Origin of the sequence: Qipengyuania polymorpha, assembly GCF_019711435.1 — a bacterium.
Classification (GTDB): Bacteria; Pseudomonadota; Alphaproteobacteria; order Sphingomonadales; family Sphingomonadaceae; genus Qipengyuania; species Qipengyuania polymorpha.
Genome location: NZ_JAIGNK010000002.1, coordinates 136,772 through 155,239, shown reverse-complemented (window position 1 = coordinate 155,239; position 18,468 = coordinate 136,772). Strand labels below are relative to the sequence as shown.

General features: G+C 63.3%; 22 protein-coding genes. 12 read left to right on the top strand and 10 right to left on the bottom strand.

Annotation, left to right across the window (positions count from 1 at the left end; all coding sequences use genetic code 11):
* The first annotated feature begins 4 nt into the window (after window positions 1–4).
* The gene (gene cysS, locus K3152_RS06120) at window positions 5–1,453 is read left to right on the top strand and encodes a cysteine--tRNA ligase (protein WP_221573240.1); all 1,449 of its coding nucleotides are present in this window, start codon (window positions 5–7) and stop codon (window positions 1,451–1,453) included.
* Between the two features lie 102 nt (window positions 1,454–1,555).
* Window positions 1,556–2,494, top strand: a complete 939-nt coding sequence (locus K3152_RS06115; protein WP_221573239.1) for a D-2-hydroxyacid dehydrogenase — start codon at window positions 1,556–1,558, stop codon at window positions 2,492–2,494.
* On the opposite strand, the gene K3152_RS06110 is transcribed toward K3152_RS06115, so the two are convergent.
* A complete protein-coding gene (locus K3152_RS06110; RefSeq protein WP_247713248.1) occupies window positions 2,495–2,848 on the bottom strand; it encodes a hypothetical protein in 354 nt (117 codons plus the stop codon). It abuts the gene before it with no gap.
* The gene (locus tag K3152_RS06105; RefSeq protein WP_221573238.1) at window positions 2,838–3,050 is read right to left on the bottom strand and encodes a hypothetical protein; all 213 of its coding nucleotides are present in this window, start codon (window positions 3,048–3,050) and stop codon (window positions 2,838–2,840) included. Before K3152_RS06105 ends, K3152_RS06110 begins: the two co-directional genes overlap by 11 nt.
* 178 nt (window positions 3,051–3,228) lie before the next feature.
* Here K3152_RS06105 and K3152_RS06100 point away from each other — a divergent pair, with 178 nt between their 5' ends.
* The 3 genes from K3152_RS06100 to K3152_RS06090 all read left to right on the top strand — a co-directional run bounded on the left by K3152_RS06100 (window position 3,229) and on the right by K3152_RS06090 (window position 4,828).
* Window positions 3,229–3,867, top strand: coding sequence for a S24 family peptidase (locus tag K3152_RS06100; RefSeq protein ID WP_221573237.1), 639 nt, complete (start codon window positions 3,229–3,231; stop codon window positions 3,865–3,867).
* Window positions 3,864–4,388 (top strand): hypothetical protein, encoded by a 525-nt coding sequence (locus K3152_RS06095; RefSeq protein ID WP_221573236.1) that lies wholly within the window; start codon window positions 3,864–3,866, stop codon window positions 4,386–4,388. Before K3152_RS06100 ends, K3152_RS06095 begins: the two co-directional genes overlap by 4 nt.
* A gap of 110 nt (window positions 4,389–4,498) precedes the next feature.
* Window positions 4,499–4,828: a hypothetical protein gene (locus K3152_RS06090; protein ID WP_247713247.1), complete on the top strand. Its 330-nt coding sequence runs from the start codon at window positions 4,499–4,501 to the stop codon at window positions 4,826–4,828.
* A gap of 6 nt (window positions 4,829–4,834) precedes the next feature.
* Here the strand turns inward: K3152_RS06090 and K3152_RS06085 are convergent, their stop codons facing one another.
* A complete protein-coding gene (locus K3152_RS06085; RefSeq protein ID WP_221573235.1) occupies window positions 4,835–5,200 on the bottom strand; it encodes a hypothetical protein in 366 nt (121 codons plus the stop codon).
* A 122-nt stretch (window positions 5,201–5,322) separates the two neighbouring features.
* On the opposite strand from K3152_RS06085, the gene K3152_RS06080 reads away from it, so the two are divergent.
* Window positions 5,323–5,964, top strand: coding sequence for an MBL fold metallo-hydrolase (locus tag K3152_RS06080; RefSeq protein ID WP_221573698.1), 642 nt, complete (start codon window positions 5,323–5,325; stop codon window positions 5,962–5,964).
* 191 nt (window positions 5,965–6,155) lie between these two features.
* A complete protein-coding gene (locus K3152_RS06075; RefSeq protein ID WP_221573234.1) occupies window positions 6,156–6,896 on the top strand; it encodes an imm11 family protein in 741 nt (246 codons plus the stop codon).
* Between the two features lie 133 nt (window positions 6,897–7,029).
* On the opposite strand, the gene K3152_RS06070 is transcribed toward K3152_RS06075, so the two are convergent.
* A complete protein-coding gene (locus K3152_RS06070; RefSeq protein ID WP_221573233.1) occupies window positions 7,030–7,431 on the bottom strand; it encodes an MAPEG family protein in 402 nt (133 codons plus the stop codon).
* Between the two features lie 240 nt (window positions 7,432–7,671).
* On the opposite strand from K3152_RS06070, the gene rpmF reads away from it, so the two are divergent.
* From rpmF to K3152_RS06045, 5 genes are all read left to right on the top strand, one after another.
* Window positions 7,672–7,854, top strand: a complete 183-nt coding sequence (gene rpmF / locus K3152_RS06065; RefSeq protein ID WP_040965823.1) for a 50S ribosomal protein L32 — start codon at window positions 7,672–7,674, stop codon at window positions 7,852–7,854.
* Window positions 7,855–7,882: 28 nt separating this feature from the next.
* The gene (gene plsX, locus K3152_RS06060; RefSeq protein WP_221573232.1) at window positions 7,883–8,920 is read left to right on the top strand and encodes a phosphate acyltransferase PlsX; all 1,038 of its coding nucleotides are present in this window, start codon (window positions 7,883–7,885) and stop codon (window positions 8,918–8,920) included.
* Complete coding sequence (locus K3152_RS06055; protein WP_221573231.1) at window positions 8,917–9,882, top strand: beta-ketoacyl-ACP synthase III; 966 nt, start codon at window positions 8,917–8,919, stop codon at window positions 9,880–9,882. Before plsX ends, K3152_RS06055 begins: the two co-directional genes overlap by 4 nt.
* Before the next feature lie 109 nt (window positions 9,883–9,991).
* Window positions 9,992–10,291, top strand: coding sequence for an integration host factor subunit alpha (locus tag K3152_RS06050; RefSeq protein ID WP_221573697.1), 300 nt, complete (start codon window positions 9,992–9,994; stop codon window positions 10,289–10,291).
* A 39-nt stretch (window positions 10,292–10,330) separates the two neighbouring features.
* Entirely contained in the window at window positions 10,331–10,693 is a 363-nt protein-coding gene (locus tag K3152_RS06045) for a MerR family transcriptional regulator (protein WP_221573230.1), read from the top strand.
* 4 nt (window positions 10,694–10,697) lie between these two features.
* Here the strand turns inward: K3152_RS06045 and K3152_RS06040 are convergent, their stop codons facing one another.
* The 6 genes from K3152_RS06040 to K3152_RS06015 form a co-directional block, all read right to left on the bottom strand.
* On the bottom strand, window positions 10,698–12,008 hold the full coding sequence (locus K3152_RS06040; RefSeq protein ID WP_247713246.1) for a M24 family metallopeptidase: 1,311 nt from the start codon (window positions 12,006–12,008) through the stop codon (window positions 10,698–10,700).
* Between the two features lie 104 nt (window positions 12,009–12,112).
* A complete protein-coding gene (locus tag K3152_RS06035; protein WP_221573228.1) occupies window positions 12,113–12,835 on the bottom strand; it encodes a class I SAM-dependent methyltransferase in 723 nt (240 codons plus the stop codon).
* Window positions 12,836–16,258, bottom strand: a complete 3,423-nt coding sequence (locus K3152_RS06030) for an AAA family ATPase (RefSeq protein WP_221573227.1) — start codon at window positions 16,256–16,258, stop codon at window positions 12,836–12,838.
* A gap of 24 nt (window positions 16,259–16,282) precedes the next feature.
* On the bottom strand, window positions 16,283–17,029 hold the full coding sequence (locus K3152_RS06025; RefSeq protein ID WP_221573226.1) for a DsbA family protein: 747 nt from the start codon (window positions 17,027–17,029) through the stop codon (window positions 16,283–16,285).
* A gap of 113 nt (window positions 17,030–17,142) precedes the next feature.
* Window positions 17,143–17,868, bottom strand: coding sequence for a thioredoxin domain-containing protein (locus K3152_RS06020; RefSeq protein ID WP_221573225.1), 726 nt, complete (start codon window positions 17,866–17,868; stop codon window positions 17,143–17,145).
* Window positions 17,869–17,871: 3 nt separating this feature from the next.
* On the bottom strand, window positions 17,872–18,459 hold the full coding sequence (locus tag K3152_RS06015) for a DUF721 domain-containing protein (RefSeq protein WP_221573224.1): 588 nt from the start codon (window positions 18,457–18,459) through the stop codon (window positions 17,872–17,874).
* Window positions 18,460–18,468: the final 9 nt, after the last annotated feature.

Sequence of the window (18,468 nt, the reverse complement as noted above, 5' to 3'; positions counted from 1 at the left end):
GCGCATGACCGAAACGCCGCTCAAGCTGTTCAACTCGCTTACCCGCGAGACCGAGACCTTCACCCCCGTCCATCCGGGCGAGGCGCGCGTCTATACCTGCGGGCCGACGGTCTACAATTACCCTCACATCGGCAATATGCGCGCCTATGTCTTCGCCGACGTGCTCGGCCGTACGCTGAGCTGGAAGGGCTACGACCTCACTCACATAATTAACATCACCGACGTCGGCCATCTCACCGACGATGCCGACGAGGGCGAGGACAAGATGGAGAAGATGGCTGCGGAGAAGGCGCAGTCGATCTGGGACATCGCGAAGCATTATACCGAAGCCTATTGGGCCGATGTGAAGGCGCTGAACATCCGCCAGCCGGCCAAGTGGTCGGTCGCCACCGATTACATCGACGAAATGATCGACTTCGCGAAGGGCATCGCGGACAAGCACTGCTACGAGCTTGAGAGCGGGCTCTACTTCGACGTCTCGACTATCGAGGATTACGGCAAGTTAGCCCGCGCCGTCACCGAAGAGGGCGAAGGCCGGATCGACACGGTCGAGGGCAAGCGCAACGCCGCCGATTTCGCGATCTGGCGCAAGACCCCGGCTGGCGAGACGCGGCAAATGGAATGGGATTCCCCGTGGGGCAAGGGCGCGCCGGGCTGGCACCTCGAATGCTCGGTGATGGGCGGCAAGCTGCTTGGCTTCCCCTTCGACATCCACACCGGCGGCATCGACCACCGCGAGATCCACCACCCGAACGAGATCGCGCAAAACCAGGCGCATTGCTGCACGGGCGGGCTTGGCGAGGCCGAGAACAGCGGCGCGCGCATCTGGATGCACAACAACTTCCTCGTCGAACGCAGCGGCAAGATGTCGAAGAGCGCGGGCGAATTCCTGCGCCTGCAACTGCTTATCGACAAGGGCTACCACCCGCTCGCCTACCGCATGATGTGCCTGCAGGCACATTACCGCAGCGAGCTGGAGTTCAGCTGGGAGGGCTTGCAGGCCGCGCTAACACGCCTGAAGCGCATCGTCATGCAGGTCGAGCGGCTGAAGGACGAACTGACTGGCGACCCCTCGCACCAGAAGTTCGCCCCAATGCGCGAGAAATTCGCCGCCGCCATTTCCGACGACCTCAACACCTCCGTCGCGCTGGTCGCGCTGGAAGAGGCGCTGGCGGTCAAGAAGGTCGATGGCGGCGTGAAACGTGCCGTGGTCGAGGACATGGACCGCGTGCTGGGTCTCGACCTTTTCGGCCTGACCCGCGAAGCCCTCCGTATTCGCCCGAAATCGGCGGAAATAACCGAGGTCGAAATCGAAGCCGAAATCCTCCGCCGCAAGGAAGCAAAGGTGGAGAAGGATTACGCCACTAGCGATGCCATCCGCGCCAGCCTTGCCGCCAAGGGCGTCGAGGTGATGGACGGCGATCCGCTCGGCTGGGAGTGGAAGCTGGTCTAACAGCTTCCATTCGCTTCGAGCGAAGTCGAGAAGCGGTCGCACAACGTGTCTCGACTTCGCTCGACACGAACGGCTAGGGACTCGACAAGGAGAGTCCCCCGCATGACCAAAGCCGTGATGTCCGCCCTGATCCGCCCGCTGGTGGAGCCGCGCCTGCCCGACTGGGTCGAGCCCATGTGGTTCATGACCAAGGAGCAGGCGCTGGAGTTCGCTCCGGAGGCGGAGATCGGCTGGTTCGACCTCAATGAGAAGGAGCCGATGGCCGAAATCGCGACCGCCGCGACGAACCTCAGATGGCTCAATTCGATCTACGCTGGCCTCGATTTCATGCCGCTCGACCTGCTTGCGGAACGCGGCGTGACGGTCACGAATGGGGTCGGCATCAACGCCATCACCATCGCCGAATATGTCGTCATGCTGATGCTTGCGCACGCCAAGGGCTATCGCGAAGTCGTTCGCGCGCAGGAGCGCAAGGAATGGCTGCTCGACAGCCCCGGCAAGCGCGAACTTGCGGGCGAACGGGTGCTGATGTTGGGCCTCGGCGCCATCGGCAGCCTGATCAAGACGCGTCTCGAGGCGTTCGACATGACCGTGACCCCGGTCCGCCGCTCGGGCGGCGAGGGCGCGCTTCGGCCCGGCGAATGGCGCGAGAAACTGGGCGAGTTCGACTGGGTCATTCTCGCCGTGCCATCAACCGACGAGACTCGCCACATGATCGGCGAAATCGAACTAGCCGCCATGCGTCCCAACGCCGTGCTGGTGAATATCGCGCGCGGCGACGTCGTGAAGCAGGACGACCTTGTCGCGGCACTTGAAGCCAAGACCATCGAGGCCGCTCTGCTTGATGTCACCGATCCCGAGCCGCTGCCTGAGGATCATCCGCTGTGGAGCCTCGATAATGCGCAGGTCACCATGCATCTCTCGGGACGCGCGCAGACCAAGATGTTCCAGCGCTCGGCCGACCGGTTCATCGAGAACCTCGAACGCTGGAACGGGGGTGAGCCGGTGAGCCCGCAAATGAACCTTGCCGCGGGCTATTAGTCAGGCATCCTCGAGCAGCAGCAAGTCGCATTGCAAGACCAGCCGGGGGCTGGGGGAAAGGCGATGTTCGACCTCAACGATACCTGCGTCGGCAACCAGTTGGCCGGGGATGGCGAATTCGTGCTCGGGGAGTGCGGCGATGAAGCGTTCGCCTGCGCAAACCGCATCCTCGCCCGCGAAGAGAAGCGAAACGCTGTGCCGCGTGCCGGCGAAGGTGATGCTGGCCCAGGCCTTCTCGGTGTGGGTGATGACCTGACCCTGATGCTCGGACAGCACCATCAGCGCGGTGCGCAGCTTGTCACCGGCAGAGCGGCGTGCGCGCGGCGGGCGAGGGGGCTTTCCTTCACCGGACATGGGCAATCTCCCGGCAGGCATCGGTGCGGGCGGCTTCGAAGCCCGACATGAACCCGCGGATGCGCGCCTCGGTCTGGCTGCGCGGTTCGCGGCCCATGCGCAGGTCGAGCACGAAGCGCGGGTCGTGCGCGGCGAGGCGGCCGAATTTCGTTGGCGGCATATCGTGCGCCCGCAGGAATTTTTCGATGGAACGGATTAGCATTTCGGTGCTCCCCTTGGCTTGGTCCGATTGGCGAATCGCTCGCCGCGTTCTCGATTCGTTCCACTCAAAATCCTACTTGTCTAGGAAAAATCCTATGCTATAGGAATTTTCTCGCATGGGTCCTCTTTCGCTACCGGTTTTCGGCGTGGCGAATAAAGGGCCGAGGAAGGATTGAGGCATGGCAGACATGAGCCCCGAGCGCGCAAGACTGGTCGAATTGACCGAGCAGGCACGCACGAGTCTCGCCTCGCTTTCTGCCATGTTGGGACGTAATCCCAGCTACTTGCAGCAATTTGTGCGCAAGGGTAGCCCGCGCAAGCTGGAGGAGGCCGACCGGCGTAGGCTGGCGGAATTCTTCGGCGTGGACGAAGTGGAGTTGGGTGCCGACCCCGATGTTCGACCGGCGCGCGAATCAGGAGATTTCATCGAAGTCCCGCGGCTCGCACTGGACGCTTCCGCAGGTCCGGGTGCCTTCTCAGCCGAGGAAATATCCTTCGACGCCTTCCGCTTCTCGCGCCGCTGGTTGCGCGAAATGGGACTGGAGGGCGCCGACCTCACCGCCATCCGCGTCGAGGGCGACAGCATGGAGCCGACGTTGCGCAGCGGTGACGAGATATTCGTCGACCGCCACAAGCGCAGCGGCGAGGGCATCCATGTCGTGCGCATAGGCGACACGCTCCACGTAAAGCAGGTGCAGGCCAGCGCCCCGGGCCGCATCACCCTCATCAGCGCTAACAAGGCCTATGCCCCGATCGAACTCGGGCGCGGCGAGGTGGAGATTGTCGGCCGCGTGGTATGGAAAGGAGGGAGGGTGTGACCCGAAAACTGTTCAGCTTCGTAACTGCGGCATTGGTTGTGCTTGCGGCGTGTGTTCCTGCCGAAAAAGAGGCCGGCGAATGGCTGCATCTGGATGGCACCATGCGAGGCAAATTCATCCACATTCCGAGCCTCGAAAAGGGAACGAGTCCGATCGAGGTCGAAGTCGTGGATCTCGGATACAATTTGCATAACGGAAATCTTATCGAGGGCCGTAGGCAATACCGTTTATGGTGCGGCACGAGTGAGGTCCAGATACGGTCGATCACGATTAGCGAAGCCGGACGTCGCCGGGTTGTCGATCCAGCAGGTGATCCGCGCTTTACCCGCCATCCGGTGCGGGATGATTTCACTCCGGCAAGTCCCGGTCGCCATGGTCGTCCGAAAATCATGGGGATTCCGACCCATCTCGAGCGCGTCTTGTGCGAGGGCAGAGTTGGGAATGCGCATTACGTCGCCGACCCGCATCGCTGGATGCGTGACAATGTGTATGACGAGATGAAGTCCTGGTGGACGCCTTAAACGCATAATCGATGAAGCTTTCCACCGCAGGAACAATCGGTTGCTGCGCCCGTATCTCTTCCAACACCCCGCATGAAGACCGGCATGCCCGGGGGCAGAGGAGAGAGTACATGCATAGAGCCCTTATCCCCGCAGCGCTTGCCGGCACCGTCATGCTCGGCGGCTGTGCCAGCTATGGCAATGGCGGCCTGCTTGGCGACATCCTAGGTGGCGGCAACAACTATGGCTACGATGCACGCGGCGATTTCGAGCGCGCTGCCGTCGAGGCCTGCGGCCGCGAAGCCTCGCGCTTCGGGCGCGTGAATGTCGAGCGCGTCGACCAGCAGGGGCGCGATTATGTCTTCGTATACGGACGCATCGAGACGCGCGACTACGACCGCGACGAGTTTACCTGCGTTTTCCGCGAGGATGGCCGCATCGTCGACTTCCAGACGCGCTAGGAGCGTTTACGACGGGGTCTTGTGGTAATCGTCCGATTGCAGCGTGACGATGTAATCGGCGATGACCTCGATATCCTCCTCGTCGAGGTCGACATCCATCTGCAGCGGGTAATTGTGCGCGTCGGAGAGGAAGGTGACCAGCGTATCGTGTGTCACACCGGGGCTGTTGGCGATATCGGCAAAGCCGGGTGCCTGCGGGTTGAGTGAAATCGTATCGGCCGTCACTGCGTGGCAATCGGCACAAATCGCCTCGACATATATCGGGACCTCTCGATGTCCCTCGGCCAGGTCCGGAGTTTCGGGCGCCATATCCGCCGTCTGGCATCCAGCGAGACCCATCAGCATGGCGACGGCAAGCGGGTAATTTCGCATATGGGGGTCTCCTCGGATTTCTGCGACTGCAAGGGCTTTGCCAGCAACCCTTGTTTCGAATCAAGAAGCAACGCATCTCCACGCGCATGACCGAAACAATCGCTACGCCCGCCACGCCCCCGATGAAAGCCGGCATCGTGCCGGTGACCCCGCTCCAGCAGAATTGCTCGCTGGTCTGGTGCACCGCCACCAACAAGGGCGCGCTGATCGATCCGGGCGGTGATCTCGAGAAGCTCAAGGCGGCGGTAAAGCAAACCGGGGTCGAGCTGGAAAAAATCCTCATCACCCACGGCCATATCGACCATTGCGGCGAGGCGGGAATTCTCGCCAAGGAACTGGGCCTGCGCATCGAAGGCCCGCAAGAGGCCGACCGCTTCTGGATCAGCCGCCTCGACGAGGATGGTGCGCGCTACGGTGTGAACGGTCAGGTCTTCGAACCCGATCGCTGGCTGGAGGATGGCGACACGGTGACAGTGGGCGAGTTGACGCTGGAGGTCATCCATTGCCCCGGCCACACCCCCGGTCACGTCGTTTTCTTCCACCGCCCGAGCAAATTTGCCGTGGTCGGCGACGTGCTGTTCCAGGGGAGCATCGGGCGCACCGATTTCCCGATGGGCAACCACCAGGACCTCATCGATGCGATCACCAAGAAGCTCTGGCCGCTGGGGGACGATGTGACCTTCATCCCCGGCCACGGCCCGACCAGCACCTTCGGTCAGGAGCGCAAGACCAACGCCTTCGTCAGCGACGCGGCGCTGGCCTAGGCTTTGAGCGCAATTTCAAGAGGGCAGCAATTTGAGGGTACGGTCCAAAAGCGGACCAGCCGCCAAAGACCCGGAAACGGACACCATTGCGGACGAAGTTGTGGCGCGATTGCACTTCCCTGCGCTTAACATCCAGGCAATACTCTGTGCGTAGGTGAGCGGGACGCAACAGCGCCGAGGGGGACGCAATCATGGTGTGGGGTATGGGCCAGCCCAGAGGCTTGGGCGAATTCTTTCCCGACGGGCAATTTGAGGGCGGACATTGGCCAGGTCGCCTGATGGGACACTTCCACAAACAACCGGCGGACGTCCAAAAGGCGCTTTTTGATGCGCCGATGGACCCGCTGGACGCGATGCAATTCTACGAGGGTTTTGTCGTCGACAAATTCAGGAGCGAATGGGGAACGAGGGCGAGTCCCCGACCTGAACATCCGCCGCTGACTCCCGTTCTGGACCATGAGTTACCATCGTCGTTCGACACGGTGAAGACGTACAACTCGCTGGCATCCTTCATCAGCCTGAACGACCGCATTGCGGCTATCGACACCGATTTCATGGAACTTCTCGAGACATATGAGCCGGGGGTCCACCAGTTCTATCCGATCGAAATCAGGATGCCGAAAGGCCAGAAATTCCCGAGGCCATACCACATTCTTGTGATAGGCCAGTATTTCGACAGTTTCGTGCCGGAGAAGAGCAGGGACCAACCCGTTTCAGAGATTCCGAATTCCGGCGGCAAGCTGCAAATCGAGTCCGGGGCCAAGAATCGGATCCCTGATCTTGCCTTCGCACAGGGAGTCTACGGCAACGCGCACTTCTGGCGGGAGCGCAGGTTTGGCGAGTGGCTGATCTGCCTTTCCGATGTGCTGGTCGCCGAAATCCAGAAGGCCGGGCTGCAGACCCCCAAGCTGTTCAAGATGATTACCGCCTGACCATCCTGACAAGCGAGATATCCAAAAGCAGACCTTGCGCTACCCACCCGTTCCCGGACGTTCCGTCCCCATTTTCGCACCCGGGAGGCCGGACGATCGATTTCGTCAATCCGGCCTCGCGGCTCCCGCGATTTTAGAGCACGCCCAGCGTAATCAGCACCGCCGCGATGGCGAGGCCGAGCAGGGTCAGCATGGTAATAATGACGCCGATGGAGCGTCCCTTGCCGAGCGCGCCTCCGTCCATGCCGAGACCGTGGGCGATACGGCCAAGCATGTAGACAGCGACGACCCACGCCAGCCAGGGTTCGCCCTTGCCGGACAATTCGATGGCCGCGACCAGCACGAGGAAGAAGGCGGTATTTTCGACGAAGTTGAGCTGCGCGCGCATGCGAGCGGTCAAGGGGCCGCCTGCGCCGTCGTCGCCGATCGAGATCTTGTGCTTCAGCCGCATCTGGCCGACGCGAATGGACAGCCAGAGATTGATGATGGCGGCTGCAGCGGCTGCGGTCAGCGTGACCGGCAGGATGATACCCATGTGAAACTCTCCCGTTTGCGGACCCTATGCGAGGAGGCTAGGGTGCACCGGAAGGAGCGGCAATCTGCTCGAGCGGATTATCCTCCGCTTCGCTTGCATCGCGCTGAAAAATCGCTATAGCGCGCGCCTTCACCGTCACGGTCGGGAATTTAGCTGTCACCGCGCTCTTGTGCGATGTCGGACGTTCCCCTAGGGCGGCCACCGAAATTGACTGAAATTGTTTGAGGAACAGGTGCCGAGATGGCCGTCCCCAAGAGAAAAGTATCGCCCCACCGTCGCGGCAACCGTCGTGCACATGATTCGCTCAAGGTCGAAGCTCATCACGAGTGCTCGAACTGTGGCGAACTGAAGCGTCCGCACAACCTGTGCCCGCATTGCGGTTACTACAACGGCCGCGAAGTGCTCGCGCCCGAAGGTCTCTAAGACCTAACCGCTTGATTCGGAGAGTGTCATGAGTTTGCCGCGTATCGCCATTGATGCGATGGGCGGGGACGAAGGCGTTCGCACGATGATCGAGGGCGCCGCGCTCGCGCGTCGGCGCCACGATCGATTCAAGTTCCTGCTGGTCGGCGACGAGACCCGCATCAAGGCGGCTCTCGAAACCCATCCCGGCATGGCCGAAGCCAGCGAAATCCTCCATTGCGAGGACGTGGTCGCTGGCGACGAGAAGCCTTCGCGCGCGCTGCGCCGAGCCAAGACCACCAGCATGGGCCTCGCGGTCGATGCGGTGAAGCGCGGCGAGGCGGGCGCTGCCGTGTCTGCCGGCAACACCGGCGCGCTGATGGCGATGAGCAAGCTCGCGCTGCGCACCATGCCCGGCCTCGACCGGCCTGCGCTCGCGGCGCTGCTGCCGACGCTCGGCGACAACGACGTCATCATGCTCGACCTTGGCGCGAACCGCGAATGCGATGCGCGCAACCTTGTGCAGTTTGCCGTTATGGGCGCGGCCTATTCGCGCATCGTGACCGGTAACGAACGCCCGCGCGTGCGCCTGCTCAACATCGGCACCGAGGAAACCAAGGGCACCGAGGATATTCAGGCCGCCGCCGACCGATTGCGCGCTGCGGATGGCCTTGCCATGCAGTTCGAAGGCTATGTCGAGGCCGACAAGATCAATCGCGGCGAATGCGATGTGGTCGTATGCGACGGATTCTCGGGCAATATCGCGCTGAAGGCCATCGAAGGCGCGGCGCGGTTCGTGACCGACCTGCTGAAGCGCGCCTTCTCTTCGTCTATCCGTTCGAAGGTGGGCTTCCTCGTGTCGCGCCCTGCGACAGAGTTGCTGAAGCACCATCTCGACCCCAACAACCACAATGGCGCGGTCTTCCTCGGCCTCAATGGCGTGGTGGTGAAGAGCCATGGCAGCGCCAATGCCAAGGGCGTTGCAAACGCGGTCGAAGTCGCCGCACGCCTGCTGGAGGACGACATCACCAATCGCATCGCCAAGGATTTGGGCGCCATCGACACCGAAAGCCTGGGCGCGAAATGATTCGTGCGGTCATCACGGGCAGCGGTAGTGCGCTTCCGAAAGACTGCGTTACCAACGCCGATCTCGAAGCCCGCGTTGACACGACCGACGAGTGGATTGTCGAGCGTACCGGTATCCGCCAGCGCTATATCGCGGGCGAGGGTGAAACCACTTCCAGCCTCGCAACCGATGCTGCACGCAAGGCGCTAGCAGATGCGGGCGTGGATGCTGCCGACATCGGCCTTATCATTCTCGCTACGGCAACCCCCGACCATACCTTTCCGGCCACTGCAACACAGGTCCAGCAGGCGCTCGGATGCCGCGGCGGCGTGGCATTCGACGTCGCAGCCGTTTGCTCGGGGTTCCTCTATGCCCTCGGCACGGCGGAATCGCTGCTGCGCACAGGCATGGCGAAGAAGGCGCTGGTGATCGGCGCGGAGACCTTCAGCCGCATCCTCGACTGGGAAGACCGCACTACCTGCGTGCTCTTCGGCGATGGTGCCGGCGCGGTTGTGCTCGAAGCGCAGGATGTGGCAGAGGACGGCCCCGGCATCCTCGCCACCAAGCTGCATGCCGACGGCGAACACAAGGACTTGCTCTATGTCGACGGCGGCCCCTCGACCACGGGCGAGGTCGGCAAGCTGCGCATGAAGGGCCGCGAGGTTTTCCGTCACGCCGTGGTGAACCTTGCCGAGGTGCTCGGCGAAGTGCTGAGCGACGCATCGGTCACGGCGGAGGACATCGACTGGGTGGTGCCGCACCAGGCCAATGCCCGCATCCTCGATGCGACCGCGCGCAAGCTCGGCCTGCCGCCTGAGAAGGTGGTGGTCACGGTGGACCAGCACGCCAACACTTCGGCGGCCTCGGTCCCGCTGGCCTTCGATGTCGCGCGCAAGGACGGGCGCATCAAGTCCGGCGACCTCGTGATGTTCGAAGCCATGGGCGGCGGCTTCACCTGGGGTGCCAGCCTCGCGCGGCTATAACTTTTGTTAGAAAAGTAGCGCTGCTCCATTGCGGGAATCGGCCAAATACAATACGTTGCGAGAATCGCTGGAACCCAGGGTCGCGTCTGGGGAAGGACTTGAAATGGATATGATGCGCAGCGTGGGCACGCTGACCCGCGCGGACCTCGCCGAAACAATCAATCGCAAGATGGGGCTGAGCCGCTCCGAATCGCTCGACCTTGTCGAAGAAATCCTCGGCAAGATGTGCGATGCGCTCGCCCGCGGTGAAAACGTCAAGATTTCCGGCTTCGGCAGCTTCGTCCTGCGCGACAAGAAAGAACGCATCGGCCGTAATCCCAAGACGGGCGTCGAAGTGCCGATTACGCCGCGCCGCGTGATGACTTTCCGCGCCAGTCAGCTGCTTAAAGAGCGGATAGCTCACAGCTGAGAATTGCCATCGGCCGGTGTTGGTGCCTAGTGTGCCTGCATGGCTGATTTTAGCGACCACAAGGAAGAAGGCGCGCTGCGCACGATTGGCGAGGTTGCCACGGCAACCGGCATCAAGACTCATGTGCTGCGCTACTGGGAACAGCAATTCCCGCAATTGAAGCCTTTGAAGCGCAGCGGTGGCCGCCGCTACTATCGCCCCGACGACGTGGCGCTGGTCGAGCGTATCGACCAGCTTGTGAACCGCGAAGGATATACGCTGAAAGGCGCCAAGGCCGCGCTGCGGGGCGTGCCGGACCAACAGGCGGTGGCGCAGGCTCCGGCTGAGGGAACTCCCAGCCATGACATCCTGCCCCAGCTCAAGTCCATCCGCGATACGCTGAGAGCCGCGCTCTCGGCCTAGGCTCCTATTCCGGCGGTATCAGCGTCAGCTCGGTCTGCCGTCCGTCAAGATAGCGGACGGTTTCGCCGTCGAACCATGCATCCTCCTCGCTGCGGAAATCGACGCGCTGGCCGCCCCATTCGGGGACCTCGTGGTAATTGGTGAATTCGATAGACCATGTCGTGCCTGCCAGCACGGGGTACTCGCCGCGCGGGTCGGCCTCCTGGTTGTCCCAGAATCCGATGGCTGTGCCGGCTCCATGGCCATGGAAACCGATGGGGTGGCTGTAAATCGACGGGTCGAGCCCCTCAGCCAGAGCTGCCTCACGCGCCCTTGCGAGGATGGCGTTCCCGCTCTCGCCTGCGTGGAATGATGCCGTGAGGATATCGCCCACGCGATTGGTGCGCCTCAATCCTTCGCGCAGCCCCTCGGGCGCTTCGGTCTCGCCGGGCTTCAGGACATAGGCGAGGTGCTGCGTATCGGTGTTGAGGCGCAAATAGGTAATGCCGAAATCGGTCCAGAGCAGGTCGCCGGGCTCGATAATCGTATCGCCCGACAGCATGCCATCGGCGCCCTGTCGCTGGATGCCGACCGAGGGATGGAACCACGGAGCAATGCCGAGGCTGGCGAGTTTCTCTCGGTACCACCATTGCACGTCCTCGGCGGTGGTCACCCCCGGCGTGATGACTTTTCGGGAGAACGCCTCTCCAATGATGGCGTGGGCGATGCGGACGATGCCGGGATAGATGGCGAGCTCGCGCGTCGTGCGGCTCTCGAGCCAGCGGACGGAAAGGCCTTCTCCGCTGACGATTCGTTCTTCGAGATGCGCGGGAAGTGCCGCTGTCATCGCGCGATACTGGCTCAGCGTCATGCCATCGCCGAAGCGTGTGCTGTCGGAGAAGTTGATGGCGATTTGCGCCGGGTCGCGGCTCTCGATGATGTCGGCAACCGCCTGCCACTGGTCGGGCTGTTCCTCGGGCAGCCACGCCGGGTCGAAGAGGCCCGCGAGCCCATAATGGCTGACCGTCAGTCGCTCGATTGGTTGACCCTCACCGGGGTCGAAAAAGATGAGGATCGTCCGCCGCCGCGCGTGGAAGCTCTCGGCATCGAGCATGGTGGCGAGCACCGGCTCTTCGAAATACTCGCGCGACATCAGCAGCCACATGTCGATACCCGCCTCGCGCATGATGGCAGGCATGAGGGTGTCGAGCCGTTCTTCCAGCATTTCGTCGACGAGGGCTGCGCGTTCCTTCAGGGGGAGGATGGGAGGGAGCGCAGGCTGTTGCTGCTCGACGTCACTCATCGGCATCGGTTCTGCATGCGCCGGCAGCGCCATAGCCGCTAATGCCAAAGGAAGGCCGACAAGTGGAACTGCGCGAGAAATGCTATAGGATGACCTACAGCCATTGCTTCGATGAACTTGGGAAAAGCGGTGTCGGGCTAACATGGTTTCGAGCCACAAACGCCGCTCGCACAGCCAAAAAAGAACTCGCGATATTCGGTATTCAGGCCCGTATCTCCCAGCATCCGCGCAAACTCTCGCGCGTTCCCGAAATTGGCCGAATATTCGCCGATCATGGCAAAGTCCTGCGCTCCCTTGAGAAGAAACCTCTCCACCTGCGGCAATATGGTGTCGAGATGAAAGCGGTAGAGCGGTCTCAGCCACCAGTCCGTGGGGTCCGAGGCCTCGATGTAGGCGAAGCGGCCGCCGGGTCTCAGCACTCGCTCGGTCAGCTTGGCGAGGCGCTCGTGCTGTTCCGGTTTGAAAGTCTTGAGACCGAAAGTGGATATCACGAATTCGGCGCTTTCGTCCGGCAACCCGCTTTGAAGCACATCGTCTTCCCTGAACTCGATTTTATGCGCGCGCATGGCGTGAAGACGTTTCATGGCCTTCTGGTGCATGCCGGAGGAAATATCGACAGCGTGGATCGAGGTGACTTGCGGCCATTTTGCCAAAAGGTGGGGCCACACTTCACCCGTGCCAGCCATGAAATCATAACCTTGCTGGTGCTCGGGCAGAAGATCGAGCATTTCAGCGCATTGGCTACGCCAGATCTGCGTAAAGCCTAGCGAGCAGACGTTGCTGAAGGCGATGTACTGGTCCGCACAACGGTCGAATACGTCGCGGACGTAGGTCGGGTCGTAAATATCGGGCGATGACACCTATTCCGCCGCCAGCAATTCTTCTGCCGCGCCTAGGTCGACGCTGACCAATCGGCTGACGCCCTTTTCGATCATCGTCACGCCGAAGAGGCGGTGCATGCGGCTCATGGTCACGGCGTTGTGGGTGACGATGAGGTAGCGGGTGTCGGTTTCCTTCACCATCGCTTCCAACAGGTCGCAGAAGCGGTCGATATTGGCGTCGTCGAGCGGCGCGTCGACTTCGTCCAGCACGCAGATGGGGGCCGGGTTGGTGAGGAAGAGTGCGAATATCAGCGCGGTGGCGGTCAGCGCCTGTTCGCCGCCCGACAGCAGGGTGAGCGACTGGAGACGCTTGCCCGGCGGCTGGGCGAAGATTTCGAGGCCGGCTTCCAATGGGTCGTCGCTGTCGATGAGCGCGAGATGCGCTTCGCCGCCCTCGAACAGGCGGGTGAAGAGACGCATGAAGTGGCCGTTGACCTGCTCGAACGCCTCGCGCAGTCGTTCGCGGCCCTCGCGGTTCAGATTGCCGATGGAGCCGCGCAGCCGGTTGACCGCCTCGCGCAGTTCCTCCTGCTCGGCGGCGTTGGTGCCGTGCTCGGCTTCGATTTTCTCGAGTTCTTCCGCAGCGACGAGGTTGACCGGGCCGATGCGCTCGCGGCTGGCGGTGAGGCGCTCCATCTCTTCGGTTTCCGCTTCGGCGGCCTTGACGCTGTCTTCTTCGAACTCGAACTTGCCCGGCAGCAGCGGGGGAGGGGACTGGAAGCGCTCGCCCGAGATGCGCGCCATCTCGATGCGGCGGCTGTCCTGGTTTTCCGCACGAGCGGATAGGCCGGCGCGGTTCTCGCGCGCTTCGGCGAGGTTTTCGTTGGCAGCGGTGTAAGCGCGGTCGGCGGTTTGCGCCAGTTCACTTGCGGCAGCGACAGCTTTTTCGGCATCGGCAAGTTCGGCGCCCAGACGCTCGCGCACTGTATCGCCCTGTTCGATTTCGCGCATCAGGCCCTCGGGCTTGGCGGCGAAGACGGCGCGCTCTTCGGCGATTTCCTCGAAGCGGCGGGCCATGTCGGAAAGGCGGCGGGCGGCCTCTCCAGAGCGCGCCTGCCAATTGGCCATGTCGCTGCGCTGGGCGGCGGTGCGTTCGCGCGCGACGGCGAGTGACTGGTCATGTGCGGCCAGCTCGGCAGCGCGGGCCTGCAGCATCGAGCGGGCGGCCTCGTTCTTCGCGCGTGCGGCTTCTAGCGAGGCGCGGCCCGCTTCGGGGTCGGGCAGGGCATCGCGTTTCGCTTCGGCGGCGGCGAGGTCGGACTTCGCCCCGCCGACCACATCGCCGTGTTCCGTTTCCGCTTGGGCTAATTCTTCGAGGCGCGCCGCAACGCGCTCGCGAGCCGCTTCCGCCTGGTCGAGTGCGCGCAGGGCCTGACGCTCGGTTTCTATGGCCGAGGACAATTCGCGCTCTGCCGCCACGAGGTTGCGCTGGAGCTCGGACAGGGTCGCGCTGGCTTGAGCCTGCTGGTGCTCCGCCTCATCTACCGCAGCCTTCAGCTTGGGGACCAGCGTATCGAGTTCGGCGAAACGGTTCTCGGCTTCGAGCCGCGCCGCTTCCGCCGCGCCTTCGCCGCGCACGACGAGGCCATCCCAGCGGCGCAACAACCCGTCCATGGTGACGAGGTTCTCGCCCGGCCCGAGCGCGCGGCCATCGTCGCGTTTCACCACGTGGACGAGGGCGAGGCGTGCGCGCAATTCCTCGGGACACTTCGCCACATGGTCGGCGAGGCTGTCGGCGACCTTTTTCGGTTCCTTGGCCCCGGTCCAGTAGCGCCCGTCGCTTCCTTCCTCGGGTGAGCCGATAAGAGCCTTACCGTCGCGGCCGAGTGCGGCGGCGACTGCGCGTTCGTAGCCCTTTGCCGCGCGGACCCCGTCGAGCGCCTGCTTGCGGCCCGACCGCTTGGCGGCAGCGCGTTCGCGTGCCTCACGGTCGCGTTTGAGCGCGTCGTATTCGCGGCTCACACCCGACAACTCGGCCTTGGCGGCGGAATAGGCGCTGGCGGCTTCGTCGCGCTGGGTCTGCAAATCGGCCTTGCGAGCCTGCATCTCTTCGATGGTCGTACGCTTTGCTGCGATTTCGGCAGTCGCCTCGTGCGCCGCATCGCGGGCGTTTTCGACCTCGCCGTCGACGTCCTCGGCGGCAAGCGCCTCGCGTTGTTCGGCAATGCGGCGACCTTCGGCCTCGACCCTTTCGAGCCGCGCCTTGGCCTGGTTGACCTCGGCTTCGACCACGCGCCATTCCGCTTCGACACCGGCATTGTCGGCGGTGGCCTTCGCCAGTGCGAGTTCGGCGGTGCGGCTGGCGCGTTCGGCATCCTCGCTCTGCGCCACCAGCTTCGGACGGCGTTCCTCGTCTGCGGCGAGCGTCTTTTCGCTGGCGGCCAGTTCCTTTTCGAGCCGCGCCAGCGCTTCGGCCGCATCCTTGGTCATGCGGTCGGCATCGCCGCGGTCTTCTTCGAGGCGCGTCTTCTGGCGGTCGAGGTCGGCAAGGCGCTGTTCGGCAGCCTCGAGCTGGCTGGTGAGCGCGGCCATGCGGTGGCCATGTGCGCTTGCATCGTCGCGGCGGTCAGCCTGCTCCTCGCGCGCTTCGGCGAGCTTTTCGGCGGCCTCGCGCTGCGCCTTCTGTGCTTCGTCTGCGGCCTTTTGCGCTGCTGCCACGCGCGCATCGGCATCAGCGGCGGCTTTCTTCGCTTCATCCGCCGCGGCGGCAGCATCGCGCCAGCGGGCGAAGACGAGCCGTGCCTCGGCGGTCTTTATCTCGTCGGAAAGCTTGCGATAGCGTTCGGCCTGCTTGGCCTGTCGCCTCAGCGAGGCAATCTGGCTGTCGAGGCCCGCCATCAAGTCTTCGAGCCGTTCGAGGTTTTTCTCGGTCGAGCGCAGCTTGCTCTCGGCATCGCGGCGGCGGACGTGGAGCCCTGCGATACCCGCAGCTTCTTCCAGCATCATGCGGCGTTCGACCGGCTTGGCGGCGATGACCTGCGCAATCTTGCCCTGGCTCACCAGCGCGGGGCTGTGCGCGCCGGTGGCCGCATCGGCGAAGGTCAGCGCCACGTCCTTGGCGCGTACGTCCTTGCCGTTGACGCGGTAGGCCGAACCCGCGCCGCGTTCGATACGGCGCACGACTTCCAGCTCGTCGCCGTCACCGTCCTCGGCGGAAAGGACAACCTCGGCAAAATCGCGGGGAGGGCGGCTGGCGGTGCCTGCGAAGATGACGTCTTCCATCCCACCCGAGCGCATGGACTTTGGCGAGTTCTCGCCCATCACCCAGCGGATGGCTTCGAGCAGGTTGGACTTGCCGCAACCGTTGGGGCCGACGACGCCCGTCAGCCCGGGTTCGATACGCAGCGTGGAGGGCTCGACGAAGCTCTTGAAACCGCTCAACCTGAGCTGTTTGATGAGCATCGTCTGTCCGCCCCCCTTCCGGCCTTACCTCGCGCCGGCGCGCTGGAGGATGGGTTCGAGCTGGGCCCAGAGATTGGCCTCGACCCGGTTGCCGTTAAGAAAGAAGGTCGGCGTGCCGGTCACGTTGAACTCTTCCGACTGGGTGGTCGAGTTGTTGGCAATGGTCTCGTAGGCCTCGGCATCGGCGAGGCAGGTGCGTGCCTGGTCTTCGGAAATACCGCGTGCGGCGAAGAAATCATAGAAACCGGCGATTTCGGCCAGCTGGACCATACGGCGCTCGGGCGGGAGGTTGAGCGATTGCTGGATAGCCTCGCCATTGTCGAACACGCCCTGCAGCACCTGCTGCTGGTTGGCGAAGACCTGCTTCGACAGCGGGTGTACCGCCTCGGGAGTGCTGCAACGAACCAGGGTTGCCAGTGCCAAGTCATGCGGGCCGTGGATCTGGTTGCGCAGTTCGAAGCTGACGACCCCGGTGTTGATGTAATTTTCGGTCAGGGCATCGTCGCCCTCGACTGCGAAGCGCGCGCATGTCGGGCAGGTCAGCGAGGCATACTCGACCAGCTTGAGCGGCGCGTCGGGGTTACCCTTGAGATAGCCGTCATACTCGGTGACGGTGACCTGGTCCGCCCAGCTGGTTCCTTCGGGCGCTTCGATGGGCGCAATCGCTTCGCCTTCGAGCGAGGCGGTGTCGGCTTCTTCCGCTCCGCCACCACAGGCGGCGGCCATCAGGGTCAGCGGGGCAAGCAGGGCAAATCGAAGGCTAAGGGTCATTTCAATCCTCGTCTGTGAGCCGGAAAGGCTATGTCATGCGGGCGCGAAGGTGAAGCACACCCTAAGGCGTGTCCACAGGGCTATCCCCCGCTAAAACGCGTCAGGGGCGGCAATCAGCGCGGCTGGCGGAAGAATCTGTCGAGATACGGCTGGAGGGTCGGCCAGTCGTGCGCTTCGAGCTTCTGGCCGCTCATGATGAAGGTGGGGGTGCCCTGGAGCCCGAACTTCTGGACATCGGCGCTGCTCTGGCTGGCGATTTCGCGCGCCTTGGCCTCGTCCGTCAGGCACTGGTCGAGCTGGCTGCGCGAGTAGCCGCGGCCCTCCATGATGTCGTAAAAGCCGAGGTCGCTGGCGATGGCCTGTGCGCGGCTGCCGAAGCTGCCGAAGTTCCAGCGTGCCTTCTGCGCCTGCGTGGCCTTGCGCGCGATTGCCATCCACTCGTCATGCTTGAGGATGAGCGCTTCGTGATTGCCCATGAACTTTGCCGGGTCGCCGCACTGCGCCGACAGCGCCGCGGTCATGTCGACGGGGTCGCGGATGAGGTGACGGATTTCGTAGCTCACCTTCCCGGTGGGCACGTAGAGCAGCTTGATGGCCCCGTCGCCCGTGCGCGCGAAAGCGGCGCAGTGCGAGCAGGTGTAGCTCATGAATTCGACCAGTTTCACCTCGGCTTCGGGATTGCCGATGCGGTGGCCGCCATCGGTCGCCATTATGCTGTTGGACCAGACGGCCTTCTTCTCTGGCGCCAGTTCCTTGGTGTCCTGCGCGGTCGCGCCGACGGCGAGCACGGAGGCCGCTGCGAAGAGGAAGGGGCGGGTAAAACGGGTGATGCGAGCCACTGTTCAGTCTTTCCTGTCGTCTTCGTCACCGAAGCTGCGTGCGAGCGATTCCAGCACGGTGCGCAGTTCCGGGTCACCAATATCGCGCAGGCTGTCACCCAATTCCATCGGAATCGGCTTGAGCGACGGCGGCGCTTTCGCCTTGTTCCTGTCTTCCGGCGGCTTAACCGCACCTTGCCGGAGCTTGATGCGCGCCACCGCCTTGTAACCGAAGAAGCGGTTCACCCGCTCGGTAATCTCGGGCAGCACTTGCTGGATGAGCGGCGCATGGGCGGGCAGGACGACGAGTTCGAGGATGCCTTCCGACTTCTCACCGGGGGGGAAGCGGATCATTTCGGGCGTACAGACACGGGCGTGCGTTTCGCCGACGATTTCGGGCCAGCGGCTTACGACACTGCTCTGCACGAAGCCAAAGCGGCGGAAGGCCGGACGACCGATTTGCGGCATGAGGTCCGAAATGGCCTTCGCCCCGCCACCACGCGGGCGTTCATACGGCTTGAATGCTTTCTTGCGGCCTACCGCTGCGCTGCGTGGGGCCGGCTTGCCCTTCTGGTTGTCTGTCTTGTCGCTTCCCATTGTGCGGGCGCTCATGCCATAGGC